Annotated in this window: 14 protein-coding genes and 3 pseudogenes; 7 read left to right on the top strand and 10 right to left on the bottom strand. The window is 68.0% G+C overall.

Annotation, left to right across the window (positions count from 1 at the left end; all coding sequences use genetic code 11):
- Nucleotides 1–196: 196 nt before the first annotated feature.
- A complete protein-coding gene (locus DCN14_RS12190) occupies nucleotides 197–514 on the top strand; it encodes a helix-turn-helix transcriptional regulator (RefSeq protein WP_096501941.1) in 318 nt (105 codons plus the stop codon).
- The gene (locus tag DCN14_RS12185; RefSeq protein ID WP_096501939.1) at nucleotides 514–1866 is read left to right on the top strand and encodes a HipA domain-containing protein; all 1353 of its coding nucleotides are present in this window, start codon (nucleotides 514–516) and stop codon (nucleotides 1864–1866) included. The genes DCN14_RS12190 and DCN14_RS12185 overlap by 1 nt, the downstream gene beginning before the upstream one ends.
- Nucleotides 1867–1936: 70 nt before the next feature.
- Here DCN14_RS12185 and DCN14_RS12180 read toward each other — a convergent pair.
- From DCN14_RS12180 to DCN14_RS12150, 7 genes and pseudogenes are all read right to left on the bottom strand, one after another.
- A pseudogene (locus tag DCN14_RS12180) lies at nucleotides 1937–2128 on the bottom strand (alkene reductase); the annotation flags it as partial.
- Nucleotides 2129–2287: 159 nt separating this feature from the next.
- Nucleotides 2288–2674, bottom strand: coding sequence for a lysozyme inhibitor LprI family protein (locus DCN14_RS12175; RefSeq protein WP_096501937.1), 387 nt, complete (start codon nucleotides 2672–2674; stop codon nucleotides 2288–2290).
- A 25-nt stretch (nucleotides 2675–2699) separates the two neighbouring features.
- The gene (locus DCN14_RS12170; RefSeq protein ID WP_096501935.1) at nucleotides 2700–3368 is read right to left on the bottom strand and encodes a lytic transglycosylase domain-containing protein; all 669 of its coding nucleotides are present in this window, start codon (nucleotides 3366–3368) and stop codon (nucleotides 2700–2702) included.
- Nucleotides 3369–3623: 255 nt separating this feature from the next.
- Nucleotides 3624–4391, bottom strand: coding sequence for an ABC transporter permease (locus DCN14_RS12165; RefSeq protein ID WP_096501933.1), 768 nt, complete (start codon nucleotides 4389–4391; stop codon nucleotides 3624–3626).
- Nucleotides 4388–5326, bottom strand: a complete 939-nt coding sequence (locus DCN14_RS12160; RefSeq protein WP_096501931.1) for an ABC transporter ATP-binding protein — start codon at nucleotides 5324–5326, stop codon at nucleotides 4388–4390. Before DCN14_RS12160 ends, DCN14_RS12165 begins: the two co-directional genes overlap by 4 nt.
- A complete protein-coding gene (locus tag DCN14_RS12155; protein WP_096501929.1) occupies nucleotides 5323–6501 on the bottom strand; it encodes an ABC transporter permease in 1179 nt (392 codons plus the stop codon). The genes DCN14_RS12160 and DCN14_RS12155 overlap by 4 nt, the downstream gene beginning before the upstream one ends.
- Complete coding sequence (locus DCN14_RS12150) at nucleotides 6498–7421, bottom strand: ABC transporter substrate-binding protein (protein WP_096501927.1); 924 nt, start codon at nucleotides 7419–7421, stop codon at nucleotides 6498–6500. The genes DCN14_RS12155 and DCN14_RS12150 overlap by 4 nt, the downstream gene beginning before the upstream one ends.
- 166 nt (nucleotides 7422–7587) lie before the next feature.
- Between DCN14_RS12150 and DCN14_RS12145 the strand changes: the two genes are divergently transcribed.
- From DCN14_RS12145 to DCN14_RS12130, 4 genes and pseudogenes are all read left to right on the top strand, one after another.
- The gene (locus tag DCN14_RS12145) at nucleotides 7588–8517 is read left to right on the top strand and encodes a 2-hydroxyacid dehydrogenase (RefSeq protein WP_096501925.1); all 930 of its coding nucleotides are present in this window, start codon (nucleotides 7588–7590) and stop codon (nucleotides 8515–8517) included.
- Nucleotides 8518–8719: 202 nt separating this feature from the next.
- Nucleotides 8720–9982: a Zn-dependent hydrolase gene (locus DCN14_RS12140; protein ID WP_096501923.1), complete on the top strand. Its 1263-nt coding sequence runs from the start codon at nucleotides 8720–8722 to the stop codon at nucleotides 9980–9982.
- A gap of 57 nt (nucleotides 9983–10039) precedes the next feature.
- On the top strand, nucleotides 10040–11269 hold the full coding sequence (locus DCN14_RS12135) for a diaminopropionate ammonia-lyase (protein WP_096501921.1): 1230 nt from the start codon (nucleotides 10040–10042) through the stop codon (nucleotides 11267–11269).
- Between the two features lie 71 nt (nucleotides 11270–11340).
- Nucleotides 11341–11920 (top strand): annotated as a pseudogene (locus DCN14_RS12130) (APC family permease); the annotation flags it as partial.
- Between the two features lie 105 nt (nucleotides 11921–12025).
- Here DCN14_RS12130 and DCN14_RS12125 read toward each other — a convergent pair.
- Nucleotides 12026–13972 carry a Xaa-Pro dipeptidyl-peptidase gene (locus DCN14_RS12125; RefSeq protein ID WP_096501919.1) on the bottom strand — a complete coding sequence of 649 codons (1947 nt, stop codon included), beginning with the start codon at nucleotides 13970–13972 and terminating at the stop codon, nucleotides 12026–12028.
- A 501-nt stretch (nucleotides 13973–14473) separates the two neighbouring features.
- Between DCN14_RS12125 and DCN14_RS12120 the strand changes: the two genes are divergently transcribed.
- The gene (locus DCN14_RS12120) at nucleotides 14474–15283 is read left to right on the top strand and encodes a hypothetical protein (protein WP_096501917.1); all 810 of its coding nucleotides are present in this window, start codon (nucleotides 14474–14476) and stop codon (nucleotides 15281–15283) included.
- A gap of 35 nt (nucleotides 15284–15318) precedes the next feature.
- Here DCN14_RS12120 and DCN14_RS12115 read toward each other — a convergent pair.
- Together DCN14_RS12115 and DCN14_RS12105 are read right to left on the bottom strand one after the other, a co-directional pair.
- Nucleotides 15319–15504 (bottom strand): annotated as a pseudogene (locus DCN14_RS12115) (lipoprotein-releasing system transmembrane subunit LolC); the annotation flags it as partial.
- A 200-nt stretch (nucleotides 15505–15704) separates the two neighbouring features.
- Nucleotides 15705–16550, bottom strand: coding sequence for a GNAT family N-acetyltransferase (locus DCN14_RS12105; protein ID WP_096501915.1), 846 nt, complete (start codon nucleotides 16548–16550; stop codon nucleotides 15705–15707).
- Nucleotides 16551–16579 lie beyond the last annotated feature (29 nt).

Here is a 16579-nt window from a genome sequence, read left to right as displayed (position 1 = left end):
CGCGGATGCGCCGCCGTGTTCGTTTATAGTTCCTGAAATATGCGATCAATAGGTTGATGCTGCCTGTTCGGGTATTTGTTCCTGAAATAGCAGAATTATCGACGGCCGGGCCTGCGAGCCACTATAATTCCGATATTCTCGCAACTATGCCGGTCGCCCACTGGCGCCGGCGCTTTGTTCCCGAAATTCCGGAATTATGGCCCGCACCTTACCGCAACCCATCGCCACGCCCGATCCGCTCGCATCCGACCTGGCCGCACTCGGCGCGCTCGTGCGCAACCGGCGCGCGCAGGCCCGGATGCGGATCGACGATGCGGCCGATATGCTCGGCGTGTCGAAGGATGTGCTGTCACGGCTCGAAAACGGCCGCGCGGTGAGTCTCGATAAGCTGTTCAAGGTACTGGACGGCTTCGGCCTCAATCTGCTTGTCGTGCCGAAACGCGATGTACAGACGGCGCGCAGCGTATTGCACGATCAGGCGACGATACGCGCCGGCTCGTCCGGGGGCGCGTGATGATTCATCGCCTGTGCATTTCGGCCGACGGCTCGCCGGTCGGGCAGTTGACTTACGATGCCCGCCGCAACGACTACGGTTTCTCGTACGATCCGGCGTGGCTGGCGCGCGGCGATGCGTTTGCGTTGTCGCCGAGCATTCCGCTTGACGTCGGTACGCCGCCGGAGGGGGCAATCCAGCGCTTCGTGGGCAACCTGCTTCCCGAGGGCCGCGCACTCGACGTGGCCGCATCGATGTATCAGATATCGAAGGACAACGTCTTCGGCCTGATCCGGATGCTCGGCAAGGAGCCCGTCGGCGCGTTGAGCTTCGTCCCGGCCGACGGCTCGTCCGTGCGAGCGCCTGACACCCTCGAACCCGTACGGCGACCGATCTCGGCGGAAGAGTTGACCGACCGTATCCGCAAGCGCGATGCGATTCCGTTTTCCGTCTGGGACGATCAGGTACGCCTGTCGATCGCCGGCCATCAGGACAAGCTGCAGGTGCTCGTCGAAGGGGAGCGGTATGCGCTTGTCGACGGGGCGCTCAGCAGCTCGCATATTCTGAAGCCGGAATCGCGCAGCCCGAATGCGCCGTTCATGGTGGCCAACGAGCATTTCTGCATGACGCTGGCGCGCCACATGGGAATGCCGGTCGCGCATGTCGAGATCCGGCGCATTCCCGAACCGATTCTGCTGATCGAACGATTCGACCGGCTCGTGACGACCGAACCGGGCGATCCGCAGCGCGTGAGCGCGGTGCGGCGATTGCATGTCATTGATGGATGCCAGGCCCTCGACTTGCCGGCGACGCTCAAATACGAACGCAATCTCGGCAACAACGAGGATGTCCGCAATATCCGCGAAGGCGTGAGCTTCGAGAAACTGTTTTCGCTGACACCGTCGCTCGAGACGCCCGCCGCCGCACGTTCAATGATGTTGCGCTGGGCGCTGTTGCAATTGCTGATCGGCAACAGCGATGCACACGGCAAGAACATTTCGTTTTTCGTCAGCAGCGGCGGGCTCGATCCGGCGCCGCTTTACGATCTGGTGTGCGTGAACGTATACGGCGACGCTTACGTGCAGGACATGGCGATGGCCTATGGGGATGTGTTTCGCATCGAGGAACTCACCGCTTTCGCGCTCGCGGACTTCGCGCATCGTGCGCAGATCCGGCCGGCGCTCGTTGCGCGTGAAATGACGCGGATGGCGGCGCTGGCTGCGAAACTGGCACCCGGGCTGGCGGAGTCGGATGTTTATGCAGGCGACGAGCGTGCGTGGGTGCATCGTATTTCGGAATACGTCCGTGCTCAGGCCGAGCGAATCCTTCGCATTGCGCCCATGGTACCCAAGGTCGACGTCGCGCTGCTCTGATCTCGCGCTTCGCCGACCCTCGCCGCGGCACCGATCCGGCAGGTCACGGCGAGGGCCCTGAGGCATGCCGTCAGCCCGCGGCCGCGCCGCTCAACGCCGGGGAGTCGATATACGTGCGCGCATCGTCGCCGAAGAACGTGTCGCGCTGCGCATCGTTCAGCGGCGCGCCCGTCTTCACGCGCGTCACGGAATCCGGATCGGCGAGCGCCATCTGGCCGCACGCTTCGAGATCGGCCGCACCGGACGCTACGTCCGCACCGATCGCGACCCGTGCGCGATTATCGATCGACCCGCCGTATTCGTCGCTGCGCGTCCATGCGATGACGGAAACGCGGCTGAGGTCTGCGAAGATGCGGACTTCATCGGGTTTCTGCGCGCGCATTTCACGCGCGAATGAAGGGAAGGCTCTTCGTCCCGCTGCTCAGGGCGACGCGTCCAGTTGCGCTTCCCACTTCTTCAGGATGCGCACGCGCGCGTCGCTGAAATCGACCCGGCAGTTCATCCACGCATCGTCCGGCATCATCCGCTGCGGATTCGCGGCTTTCACGTAATCGCAGGTGTCGTCGGCGAAGCGGGTCCAGCTCGCCTGCGATTTCGCGAGCTGGCTGGCCGCATCGGGGTTGCGTCGCTGGAGCTTGCGCTGGAGCGACCTGTACGCCCGGTCGACTTGCTGCTCGCGCGCGTCGAGCACGCAGCGGCGCACGGCTTCCATCGTCGGCCCCTGTTGTTCGCAGTCGACGGCGGCGAATGCCGCGACGGCATGAGCCGTCAGCGCGGCGATGACGAGCAGGCGGACAGGGTGGCGCACGGGCGAGTGAACAGGAAAGCGGCGCTTACTTCACGTTGCGGGCCGTGGCGGGCGTCGCGGTCGACGGATCGCTGACCGGCACCAGATGCGCTCTGCCGTCGCCTGCATGTTGCGTGCCGTCTTCGGCGTCGAGCACGAACCGGAACGTGTCGACGCGCTGCAGCACCTTCGCCGCATACGCATTCGATCCGCCGTAGCTCTTCAACCCGGCCTGCACGTTGCCGCCGGCCGCCCGCACGTAGCCTGACAGGATCGCGGAACCGGCCTCGACGTTGGCGTTCGGCTCGGTCAGATCCTTCACGTTGCGCAGCAGGCCGCGGTGCGCGGCCGGCACGACCTGCATCAGCCCGGTCGCGCCATGCTGGCCGCGCGCCTTCTCCTGGAAGCGCGATTCGATCGAGATGATGGCGTAAACGAGTGCCGGAGGCAGCGAGTATTTCGTCGCAGTGACGCTCACGATATCGGCGAGCTTCGCAGCCCGCTCTTTTGCGACGCCGAATTTCTTCGTCAGGTAGGACGTGATGCGACGGTTTGCTTCGTTCGGCTGATCGTTCGCGACCGGTGCGGATGCATCGATCGGCGCCGATGCGATCGCTCCCGGGGCGGGCGCAGGCAACACGGCCGCCTGCTGCGCGGAGGCCTGCTGCGCAATGCCGAGCGAAAGCACGATCAGCCAGAAAAACCGTCGTCGCATGGTGAAGGGCAGGGAAATGGGAGGCGCATAGTATATCGGCCAATCACGGCGCGCGTTCGAGCGCGGCTTCGAATGAAAGCGCGATGTAGGCTTGTGACGCACCGCGCCATGCCGGGCGGGGCGTTGCGCGCAGTCGTTGCGCAAACACGCATCGGAGTCCGGACGAACCCGCATGATCGAATTTCCGCCCCGATCCTCATTTCCGCGCCCGAGCGTCCGCGGCTGCACGGCGCGCACGCCGCCGGTCGATCTTTTTTACGTGTGCCGCGCGCTCGCCATTCGCGCAAGCGCACCGATCGCATCGCTGACCAGCACCGCGAGCAGCCCGACGATCACGCCGCCCTGCAGCACGAACGCGGTGTTCGACGTCTGCAGCCCCGCGATGATCACGTCGCCGAGCCCGCGTGCGGCGACCGTCGAGCCGATCGTCGCGGTGCCCAGATTGATCACGACCGCGAGCCGGATGCCGTTCACGATCACCGGGAACGCGAGCGGCAGCTCGACCGACACCAGTTGCTGCCAGCCGCTCATCCCCATCCCGCGCGCGGCGTCGACGACGTCGCGCGGCACGTCCTCGAGCCCCGCGATCGTGCTCTCGAAAATCGGCAGGAGCCCGTACAGAACGAGCGCGATCAGCACGGGCTTCAGTCCGAAGCCGACGGCCGGCACCGCGAGTGCGAGCACGGCGACCGGCGGAAAGGTCTGGCCGATGTCGACGACGCTGCGCGCGACCGGCAGAAAATCCGCGCCGGACGGCCGCGTGACGGCGATGCCGGCCGCGACCGCGACCAGCGTGCCGATCAGGCTCGACAGTGCGACGGTGCCGAGATGCGCGAGCGTGAGGTCGAGCAGGCTCGCGCGATCGTAGATGACCGGCGCGCCGTTGTCCGCGAACGGCGCGAATACGCCCTGCAGCCATGCGGGGCGCAACAGCAGCACGAGCAGCAGCGCAACCGCGGCGGCGCGCGCCACATAGGCGGGCAGCCGCCGGGGCAGCGACGGTCGTGCAGCGTGCGCCGTCATGCGGGCTTCCTCGCATGCGCGCGGATCGCGTCGAGCGTGATGCGGCGCGTGCCGCGCCCGTGGCCGTCGTCGACGGGCAGTGCATCCGTCCCGCGCCACAGCAGCTCGGACACCGCATCGCGCAGCGTGCGGGTCGCGGCGATCGGCTCGCCGTCCGCGAGGCCGGGTTCGGCCACCGCGTCGATCGGCGTCAGCGCGAGCAGGCGCAGCGGCCGGTCGACGCCGGCGACGAGCTGTTCGACGACGCCCGCCGCCGGCTTGCCGAGAATCTCGGCGGGCGACGCGACCTGCAGCAGCCGGCCGCGGTCCATCACCGCGATCGTGTCGCCGAGCTTCAGCGCTTCCTCGATATCGTGCGTGACGATCACGACCGTGATGCCGAGGCGGCGCTGCAGCGCGTACAGATCGTCCTGCGCCTTGTTGCGGATGATCGGATCGAGCGCGCCGAACGGCTCGTCCATCAGCAGCATCGCGGGCTCCGCCGCGAGCGCGCGCGCGACGCCGACGCGCTGCTGCTGGCCGCCCGACAGCTCGTGCGGGAGCTTGTCCGCGAATTCGGACGGCGCGAGGTGAAACAGTTCGAGCAGTTCGCGCACGCGCGCGTCGATGCGCGCGGCCGGCCAGCCGAGCAGGCGCGGCACGGTCGCGATGTTGCGCGCGACGCTCCAGTGCGGAAACAGGCCGTGCCCCTGGATCACGTAGCCGATGCGCCGCCGCAGTTGCTCGGGCGGCACGCTGGCGGTGTCCACGCCGTCGATGCTGATCGTGCCGCTCGTCGGCGCGATCAGCCGGTTGATCATCCGCAGCAACGTCGACTTGCCGCTGCCCGATGCGCCGACGAGCGCGGTGATCGTGCCTTGCTGCATCGTCAGCGACACGTCGTCGACGGCGGCGACGTCGCCGAAGCGTTTGCCGATGCGTTCGATTTCGATCATGCGGTACGTCCCTTCGCGAGCGTGGTCGCGGCTTCGAACACGACGGCGGCCGCCAGCGCGAGCGCGATCGTCGGGATCGCGCCGAGCAGCACGAGATCGGCGGCCGATTGCCCGATCCCCTGGAAGATGAAGGTGCCGAACCCGCCGCCGCCGATCAGCGCGGCGACCGCGGTCAGGCCGATGTTCTGCACGAGCACGATGCGCACGCCGCTCAGGATCACCGGCAGCGCGAGCACGAGGTCGACGCGCAGCAGCCGCTGCACGCGCGTCATGCCCATCGCGCGCGCCGCTTCGCTCACGTGCTCCGGCACCTGCGCGAGCCCGACCACGACGCTCGACGCGATCGGCAGCAGCGAATAGAGGAACAGTGCGAGCGCGGCCGGCGCGACGCCGATGCCGCGGATGCCGAGCGCGGCCGCGAGCGGCACCCGCGCGGCGAGCAGGCCGAGCGGCGCCATCATCAGCCCGTACATCGCGATGCTCGGGATCGTCTGCACGATATTGAGCACCGGCATCACGACGGTGCGCACCGGCGCGACGCGCGCGCAGGCGATGCCGAGCGGCAGGCCCGCGACGAGCGCGGCCGCGACCGAGCCGCCCGCGAGCGACACGTGGCGGATCGCTTCGCGCCAGAAGTCGTCGCTGCGCACCGCGTATTCGCGCATCACGGAAAGGCCGTCCCACCCGCCGCTCGCCAGCGGCACCGAAATCGCCGCGATCGCGACGACGAGCGCGGCAAGCCGGCGCCACGGGCCGAACGCGAGCCGCGCGAGCGCATCCGCGACGAGCACGGCCCATGCGAACAGCAGCAGCCACACGCCAGCGGCGGGCGACACGCGCGCGAGCATGTCGTCGGGCGCGACGACGTGCGCCGCCGCCGCGCCGACGGCATACGCAAGCGTCGCGAGCCATGCGCAGCCGGCCGCGAGCCGCCATGCGGGGCGGCTCGCCGTCATCGCCCACAGCGCGCCGGCGATCCACAGCGCGGCGAGCGCGGCGCCGTGCACCGCGGGCAGCGCGGCGAACACCGACAGCCCGGTGCCGGCCGCGATGCGGTTCGGGCGCAGCACCATGAACGGCAGGCCGAACACCGCGACGATCGTCAGCACGCCGATCAGGATGCCGACCTTGTCGAGCGTCACGCGCCGCGCGGACACCGCCGCGCGATCCGTCATCGAATGAAGCCCTTCGACTTCAGGTAGCTCTTGGCCACGCCGGCCGCGGGCTCGCCGTTGATCTGGATGCGCGCGTTCAACGTCTGCAGCGTCTTCAGGTCGAGGCTGGCGAACACCGGCTTCAGATAGTCGGCGATTTGCGGATGCGCCTTCAGCACGGCTTCGCGAATCACCGGCGTCGGCGCATAGACGGGCTGCACGTGCTTGTCGTCGTCGAGCACGACGAGGCCGCTCGATGCGATGCCGCCGTCGGTGCCGTACACCATCGCCGCGTTCACGCCGTCGGTCTGGTTCGCGGCGGCCTTGATCGTCGCGGCCGTGTCGCCGCCCGACAGCACGACGAGCTGGTCGGGCTTCAGCTTGAAGCCGTAGGCCTTCTCGAACGACGGCAGCGCGGACGCGCTGTTCACGAATTCGGCCGATGCCGCGAGCTTCACCTTGCCGCCGCCCGCCACCCACTTGCCGAAGTCGGAGAAGGTCTTCAGATGCTGCGACTGCGCAACCGGCGCGAGCACGGCGACGCCCCACGTGTTGTTCGCGGGCGCCGGTGCGAGCCACACGAGATGGTTCGCCGCGTAGTCGAGCTTCTTCGCGGTGTCGTAGCCCTGGGCCGCGTTCTTCCACACGGGATCGTCGGCCTTGTTGAAGAAGAACGCGGCGTTGCCGGTGTATTCGGGGTAGATGTCGATCTCGCCGCTCGTGAGCGCCTTGCGCATGATCGGCGTCGTGCCGAGCGCGATCTTTTCGGTAATGGGGATGCCGTGGGCCTTCAGCACCTGTGCGATGACGTTGCCGAGCAGGTTGCCTTCGGTGTCGATCTTCGACGACACCACGACGGGCGTGTCGGCGTGCGCGCCGGGTGCCACGACAGCGGCGGCGAACGCGAGGCCCAGGATCCGGGCGGGCAGGGCGAGCTTCATCGGGGCCAATCTCCAGAACGGGGACGTACGCCGAAAGTTACTTGACTGAGTCGGCTTTGGCAAACCGCGTGAGGCGGCGCGTCCACAGTGGGTGTGGGGGTAACCCGCGTGCGTCACGCGCCGTTGTTACACTGGCACGCATTCCCGCCTGCGGACATTTCCCGACATGAAACCCGAGTTGCTGGTCCTCATCGCATTGCGCGGCGACGCGCATCGCCTGATCGCCGCGTCATACGACGTGCACTACGCGCCGACCGCCGACGAACGCGAGCGCGCGATCGCCGCACACGGCGGCACCGTTCGCGCGGTGCTGACCAACGGCAGCACGGGTCTGGCCGCCGCCGACATCGATCGCCTGCCGCAACTCACGTTCGTCAGCGCGCTCGGCGCGGGCTACGAGCACATCGACGTCGCGCACGCGAAGGCGCGCGGCATCACCGTGGTCACGGGCGCGGGCACCAACGACGATTGCGTCGCCGACCACGCGTTTGCGTTGCTGCTCGCCGCCGTGCGCGGGGTGGTGCGGCTCGATGCGGCGACGCGCGACGGCGTGTGGCGCGATGCGCTGCAGATGCCGCCGAACGTGTCGGGCAAGAAGCTCGGGATCGTCGGCCTCGGCAAGATCGGCGAGAAATGCGCGCGTCGCGCGGCCGGCTTCGACATCGAGATCGGCTATCACAACCGCTCCGCAAAGCCCGTGCCTTACCGCTTCTTCGACCGGCTCGACGCGCTCGCGCAGTGGGCCGATTTCCTGATCGTGGCGACGCCCGGCGGCGCGGGCACGCGCCATCTGATCGACCGCGCGGTGCTCGATGCGCTGGGGCCCGGCGGGTTTCTCGTCAACGTGTCGCGCGGCAGCGTTGTCGATACCGCTGCTTTGGCGGATGCGCTGCGCGAGCGGCGCATCGCGGGCGCCGGGCTCGACGTGTACGAAGGCGAACCGGAGCCGCCGCGCGCGCTGATCGAGCTCGACAACATCGTGCTGACCCCGCACATGGGCGGCTGGTCGCCGGAGGCGCTCGATCGCTCGGTGCGGCAGTTTCTCGACAACGCCGCGCGGCACTTCGCCGGGGAGCCGGTGCTGACGCCAGTGTAAGCAGAGGCCGTGCGCGTCGTCGCGGGGTGGGCCGGCGACGAACGCGATCTGATACGCATGTGTCGCGGCCGGCCCGCGAAGATGAGAAAAAATTGCATCGAAGCGGTCAATTGAGAGCCGAAATATCGATCGGCCTGAAATAACATTTCACTCCATCAAGCCCGGCAATCGGCCGGGCGCGTGCCGCGCATGGAGACGATCGATGAAACCCCCCGCAGGACAGCAGCCGGCGCTCGCGCTGGATGGCGCGCTTCTTCTCGACCAACTGCGACGACTTGGCGACATCGGCGTCGACGCCGACGCGGGTGGCCGCACGCGGATCGCGCTGACGGATGACGAGCGGGCCGGGCGCGATCTCGTCGTCGAATGGATGCGCGAGCTGGATCTCGACATCCAGGTCGACCGCATCGGCAATATTTTCGGCACGCTGCGCTCGGCAGCCGACGACGGCAGCGAACGCCCGCTGATGATGGGCTCGCATATCGACACCGTGAAAAACGCCGGCGCGCTCGACGGGTGCTACGGCGTGCTCGCGGGCCTCGCCGTCGCGCGGGCCTTTCGCGATGCAGGGATCAAGCCGCGCCGCTCGATCACGGTCGGGGCATTCACCAACGAAGAGGGCATCCGATACCAGCCGGACATGATGGGCTCGCTGGTCCATGCCGGCGGCATGTCGGTCGACGCGGCACTGGATACGGTCGGCATCGACGGCACGCGCCTGGGTGACGAACTTGCCCGGATCGGCTATGCCGGCGCACTCGAACCCGGCGCGATCGTGCCGCATGAATATCTCGAACTGCACATCGAACAGGGGCCGATTCTCGAGGCCGAGCGCATCCGCATCGGCGTGGTCGAGAACCTGCAGGGCATTTCGTGGCAACAGGTCACCGTGCAGGGCAATGCGAACCATGCCGGCACGACGCCGACGCATCTGCGGCACGACGCCGGCTGGGCCGCCGCCGCGATCGCGACTTTCCTGCGCGAGCTGACCGTGACGAGCGGCACGACGCTGGCGACGATCGGCATGCTGCGCATCGAGCCGAACGTGATCAACGTGATTCCGCGCAAGGCCGTGTTCACGGTCGATCTGCGCGATCCGGACGAACTGCGCCTGCAGGACGCGGAGAAGCGCCTCGCCGCATTTCTCGACAAGGTGGCCGGGCAAGAGGGCGTGCGGATCACGACCGAGCGCCTCGTCCGTTTCGAGCCGGTTGTATTCGATGCGGGCCTGGCTGCCGAAATCGAGGCGTCGGCCACGCGGATGGGCTTCTCGAACCGCCGCATGACGTCGGGCGCCGGCCACGACGCGCAGATGATCGCGCGCATCGCGCCGGCCGCGATGATCTTCGTGCCGAGCCGCGGCGGGATCAGCCACAACCCGCGCGAACATACCGACGACGACCAGCTCGTCGACGGCGCGAAGGTCCTGCTGGACGTCGTGCTCAGGCGTCTCGCCGCGGACTGAGCGTCCGTTCGATCGATTCCGTTTTCCCGCTTATCTCTGCCCTGGAGCACCCTGGTCATGCTGACTGCCAATCCGCGCGCGACGCGCACGTCCTATCCTGTCGAACTGAAACGCATCCTGAGCATCGATGCCGCCGAGGAAAGCCGCAAGTGGCTGTCCTGCTGGGACAAGATCGAGCCGCAGGCTACGCCGCTGCTCGATCTTCCCGGCGTAGCCAGGAAAATTGGCATTGCAGATCTTTACGTCAAGGACGAGTCGAAACGTTCCGTGCTCGGAAGTTTCAAGGCGCTCGGCGCCCCGATTGCGCTGGTGCGGCTGATCCTGCGGATGTGGCCCGGCCACGATCTCGATCCGGCTGCGCTGTTCCAGGGCCGCTATCGCGATCTGCTCGCGCATTTCACCGTGATCAGCGCGACCGACGGCAACCACGGGAAGGGGCTGGCCGCTGCCGCGCAGACGCTCGGCTGCCGCTGCGTGATCGTGCTGCATGCCAACGTCAGCGTCGAACGCGAGCAGGCGATCGCGGCGTATGGCGCGGAGATCGTCCGGATCGCCGGCAACTACGACGAGTCGGTCGAGGAGGCCGCGCGGCGCGCGGCCGCCAACGGCTGGCATGTCGTGTCGGATACGTCGTACGACGGTTACGAGGACATTCCGCGCGACGTGATGCAAGGCTACGGCACGATCGCGGCCGAAGTGGTCGAGCAGCGCGATAGCCGGCCCGACCGGTGCGCGTTCACGCACGTCTTCCTGCAGGGCGGCGTGGGCGGGATGGCGGCCGGCCTTGCCAGTTATCTGTGGGAATTCCACGGCGCGCATCGCCCGCGCTTCGTCGTCGTGGAGCCGCAACAGGCCGACTGCCTGTACCAGAGCGCGCTGGCCGGCCGGCCCGCGCGCGCGACGGGCTCGGTCGATTCCGTGATGGCCGGGCTCGCATGCGGCGAAACGTCTCCGCTCGCGTGGAAGATCCTCGAACCCGTCATCGACGATTTCATGACCATTTCGGATGACGATGCGGTACAGGCGATGCGGGTGCTCGCATCGGGCAGCGAAGGCGACCAGCCGATCGTCGCCGGCGAATCGGGCGTGGCCGGGCTGGCCGGTCTCGCGGTGCTGCTGCAACATCCCGATCTCGCCCGGCGGGTCGGGATCGACGGCACGTCCCGCGTGCTGCTGATCAATACCGAAGGCGCGACCGCGCCGGCGACCTACCGCGAGCTCGTCGGCGAAACGGCCGAGTCGGTGCTGGCGCGGCAGTCCGCGTGGCGCGCCAGCGCGGCCCGCTGACCGTCGCCCGTCGCCCGTCGCCCGTTCGTCGCCGGGCGCATGAGTCCGGCGACGGCATTCCTCTTTCCGGCATCGCGTTCGTGTTCATGTTCTTCTTTCGCGGCTGGGGCACGCTGGCCGCCGTGATTTCGGTCGCGACGGTCATCTCGTTCCTGACCGGGCCGGTGAGCGTGATGGCGCTGCGCACGCATGCGGCCGATCTGCCGCGACCGCTGCGCGTCGCGTGCATGCCGGTCGTCGCGCCGTTCGCGTTCGTCTGCGCGTCGCTGGTGCTGTACCGGGCGTGCTGGCCGTTGACGGGGCAGATCATCCTGCTGATCGGCGTCGCGCTGCCGATTCCCCGTATTACCAGTCGAAGAACGGTTGGGCCGGCTTCCGCGCGGCACTGCGCCCGGCGCGTGGTGGCTGGCGGCGTACCTGCCGGTCATGGCGTTGCTGTCGCGATGCGGCGGGCGCGAGTTCGGCGGGTACGGGTTCATCGCCGACGGATGGGATCCGGTCGCGGTGGTGATCGTTGCGCTCGCGTTCTATCGCTGGGGTGTCGCCAGCGGGCGGCACAGGCGCACGACGTATCTGCGCGAATACGCGACGGAGCGGCCGGCGGCTGCGGCGGATGACGCGATACCGCTGCAGGCGACACACGCCGGTTGATGCACGGTGGTGCGCGGCGCGGCGCGGTGTCGTGTACGTGCGCGTGCGGTCGTTTTCGACCGCACGCGCATCATCCGGAAACGTGCACCGCGTGCGCGGTTTCGATCAGGACGACACCAGCGGCACCGTGACTGACGTGCCGGCCGGATCGAGTGCGAGCCCCGTGCCCGGCGTCGGCCGCAGCGTCGCCTCGTTGTCGCTCGACAGCACGACGAGGCCCAGCCGGTGGCCGGCTTCGAGCGTGTAGTCGCGTGGCATGAACGTCAGCTTCAGGTCGTACGGCATGCCCGGCAGCACCGGCTGCGACAGCCAGTCGGACACGCGGTTGCGCGGATCGGTCCAGGCGCGCGTGACGATCGTCGCCGTGCCGTCCGGCGCGCGATCGACCAGCAGCGCGGTCACGTTCGCGGCGCCGGTGAAGGTCAGGCGCACGCGCGCGGTCGCGCTGCCCGAGAGGCGTGTCGTGGCCGTGAGCGGGGCGGTTTCGAAGCGGCTGCGATGCTCGCCGGTCGCCGTGTTGGCCAGCGTGAGCGCGGGGATCCGTGCATCGTCGGTGAAGCGCGCGAGCGGGCCGCCGCTCGGCATCCGCAGCAGCGTGCCGGTTCCCGCGCCGTCGCCGCCCGCGAAGTAGGCGACCGGCGTCGCGTGCCGCGCGGCCCAGTCCGCTTCCTTCAGCAACGTGCCGTCCGCCTGCTCGATCACCGCGCGCGGATCGCGTTCGACGCCGTTGTCATAGCCGACCAGATAGCGCGTGAACCAGCGGTTCACCTCGGCGGTCCACGCATCGGCCATCGCCGGCACGCGGGTCGGGTCGGTGTGCTTCAGGCGATGCAGCCACAGCTGCGTCGGCACGCCCTGGCGCCGCATCGCGAGATGCCATGACGTCGACTGGTCGACGCGCACGTTGTCGTCGGTCAGCCCCTGCGCAACGAGTGCCGGCGCGACCGCGCGCGCGGTCGGGATGTCGCGTGCGGCCCAGAACGGCGAATAGTCGCCCGTCGTGCGATCTTCCTTTTGCAATGCCTCGTCGATCAGGTGCGTGCAGCGCTCCGGATGCGCGTTCGTGAGCAGCGCCTTGATGTAGACGTCGACGTCCTCGCCCTGATAGCCCTCCGGCGCGCGAACGAGGCCGCCCGAGCGGTAATAGCCGTACATGTTCGACAGCCCGGCGACCGGCACGATCGCATCGAGCCCGCGCGTGCGCAGGCTCGCGACCATCTTCGGCAGCGTGCCGTCGTACGACACGCCGTACATGCCGACGTGGCCCGTCGACCAGCTCGCGACGACGTTCTTGCCGTTTGCGTCCTTCGCCGTCGCATCGCGGCCGAGCCAGCGGATCACCGACGCCATCGCGACCGATTCGTCGCGCGTGAGGATGGTCGGGCAACCGTCGGATCCGGCGGTGCCGAGCGAATCCGCATAGACGATCGTGAAGCCGCGCGGCACGAAGTAGGTTTCGATCCAGGAACGGCCGGCGGCGGCCGCTTCGAGCTGCTGCTGAATGCGTACCTGCGGCGCGGCGGCCATGATGTGCGCGGACGCAGCGCCCTCGGCGGCTGCCGCGGCATGCGGCGTGCCGTCGAGTTCGACGTCGACGTCATGGTCCGGACTGTCGGCGAGCCCCGCGTAGTAGGGGCTTGCGAGCACGATCACGGGCGTGCGCGCGCCGTTGGCGGTTTCGGCCGGACGCACGATGCGCACGTGAATGCGATCGCGTTTGCCGTCGCCGTCGGAGTCGACCGGCGTGTCGACCCACGCGTTTTCCTCGATCGTGCCGCCCGACAGCGACGGTTGTACCTGACCGTTGTCGATCACGGGCCGATAACGTCCGCCGCTGGCCGGGTTCGCATACGGGACGCCGGAAGGGGAAATACGAGACGCGAGCGATGGGGCACTGGCTGCCGCAGCGGCCGCGTCGTCCTGCTGGCCTTGTGCGAGCGCGGATACGCCCGCGACGCTGCCGCCGTCGTCACCGCCGCATGCGGCGAGCGTTGCGGCTGCAACGAGCGCGGGTAGCCATGCGCGGCGCGCGCCGATTCGATGAAAGTTCAATGTCGACCTCGTTTCTTGTGATTGTCCGGAACCGGCCGGCCGCGATATGCCCCCTGCGGCCCGGCCGGGTGCTGCATCGGGTGAAGCGGAACTGCACCATCAAAGGCGGCGGGCGAGATGCCCGCGTGTCACGGCAATCGCGTTGCTGTCGGGCGGCACTCGTTACCGCGTCGGTGGTGCGATCAGAGAAAAGGAGTACGAATCAAATACGAGCATGCCCGGGCGACCTTCAGGTTTCGGATGAAACGGAACGGCACGATGCGATGAGGCGGGGATGTTGCGAACGGCGGTGCTGCAACGGCAGGAAAGCGCGACGCGAGTCGGCATGGCTGGCCGGATTGCTTTCCGGAAGCTTGCGCAAAAGTTATCTCAGTGAAATGTTCGTGTCAAACTTTTTTAGTCTCGATCAAACAATGTTTCCATTAGACGCCAACATGCACGCTCAACTTTCCCGGAATCGATCCGTAAACAAATAAAAATAATCTGAAAGGAGAGAGGGCAATGACGATGTCGGTCACGGCGGCAGGCAGCCTGTCGCTCGCGCAGATGGCGCAGGCGGCGCTCGACGGGCGCCGGGAAACGGACGCGGCGGCGTCCGGGGCACCGCAGGACGCGCCGCTGACGGTCCGGGAGCTGGATCCCGTGGCGATGCAGGCGGCGTTGATGAAGCAGTTCTCGATGGTCGGCGATCTGACGATGAAGCTGCGTGGCGTGGCCGACTCGCTTGCGACGAGCATGCAGGAAATCATCGCGAAGCGCCCGGATCTGGCGGACGCGCAATTCGACTTCATGACCGACAACGGCCAGATCAAGGTCGTGTCGAAGACCATGAAGGACAGCGATCGCGCGTGGGTCGAGTCGACGCTGAATGCGAACGCGGGCCTCGTGCGCGCGACACGCGATTTTCACAAGCAGGCGGTCGATCTCGCCGCGCAGGGCGCGGCCGTGCGCGGCGAGACGTTCACGGACGACGATCGCGCGGCGGTCAGCCGCGGCGCCGATGCGCGCTATCAGTTCATGAGCATGCTCAACACGTCCGTCGCACGCAATCAACCGCTGTTCTCCGGCCAACGCGTCGTCGCGCAGGATGGCACGCCGCTGAAGGTCGAAGCGTCGGCCGGCACCGCGAGCGGCACGCTCTCGCTGCTGAATACCGTGCGTCAATTGTCGTCGGGCGCGGCGATCGTCGTCGACAAATCCGGCCATAAGACGTACGGCATGCGTGTGGAACTCGTCGGCCTCAATTTCGACGTGCTTGCCGATTACACGCCTGATGGTAGCAACAGCATCGGTTTCCACGAGACCGCGTAACGGCGCGCTGCTTGCGCTGCCTGTGCCGATTGCGCTTATTCGTCGCGCAGCGTTTCGGCCGGCCGCACGCGTGCGGCGCACCGACTCGGGTACAGCGTCGCGACGCACGACATCAGGAATGCGGCCGCGGCGATCGCGATTACGTCGGCCGTAGCGAGTGTCGACGGCAGCGTGCTGACGAAATACGCGGACGGCGTCAGGAAGTGGATGCCGGGCAGCCGCGCACGGTCGGCAGCTATACGGTGCGGGTGGTCGACGATCACGGGCGCAGCGATCAGCGGCCGCTGGGGGTGGGGTTGGAGCAGTAGGCGGAGTGCGCGCCGTGACGGTTGCCGCCGCGTGACCGAGATGTTGCGGCTCGGTCGCGCGTGTTCGCCGATGTCGTTTGCGGACGATCGGTCGGGCCGGCCCGTCCGCGCCGTCATCCCAACTCGAACGACGTCACGCCGAACACGCGCTCGATCGCAATCGCGGGTGCGTGTTGCGTGTACATCCGCGCGGTTTCGAACACGCTCGTCATGCCGTGCCGTTCCGCCAGCGCGACGGCCGCGGGGTTCGTTTCCGGCACGTCGAGCACGACGACCTCACCGGGCATGCGTGCCGCCAGCGCACGAAACAGCCCCGTCGCGACGTCTGCATCGTCGGCGAAGAGCGGGCCGATCTTGCAGCCCGCGTTGCAGCGGCGCACGACACCGTATCCGGCGACGCGGCCTGCATCGACCGCCGCGAGCGCGACGGCGTCGGGCTGGGCGATCCACGCGGAGACGAAGCGCTCGCGCGCGGCGGGGAAACACTGGCGATCGTACGCAAGCAACTGCTCGAACGGCACGTCGGCCGCTGCCGCCACCTGCGCACATCCGATGCCGCTTACGTGCCCCTGATAGCGAATGTTGCGGTACGCGAGCCGGAAGCCTGACTTCCGGTAGTTCGCCTGCTGGGCCACGACGCCGTCGAGCCCGATGTTGCGATCGCCCAGGTAGCGCATGCCGTGTTGCCAGATGCGCATGCCAAAGCCTTGGCCGCGATACCCGGGTTTGACGATGTAAAGACCGAGGAAGCCGAAGTGTTCGTCGTACGCGACGGTGGCGATGCATGCGACCGGCTCGCCGCGCCACACGCCGACGAAGAAGCCGGCCGGATCCGCTTCCCTGAAACAGGGCGGGTCATGCCGGCCGGGATTCCACCCTTCGGCTGCCGCCCATTCGACCGACATGGCGACGTCGTCGGCCGACATGGTGCGCACGATGAAGTCTTCGTCTCGATCCACGGTTCGCCCCGAGGCTGCTGACCGAACCA

Source organism: Burkholderia sp. IDO3 (assembly GCF_003366075.1).
GTDB lineage: Bacteria > Pseudomonadota > Gammaproteobacteria > Burkholderiales > Burkholderiaceae > Burkholderia > Burkholderia anthina.
The sequence above is the reverse complement of the archived record's forward strand: the minus strand, read 5'-3'. Positions and strand labels throughout refer to the sequence as shown.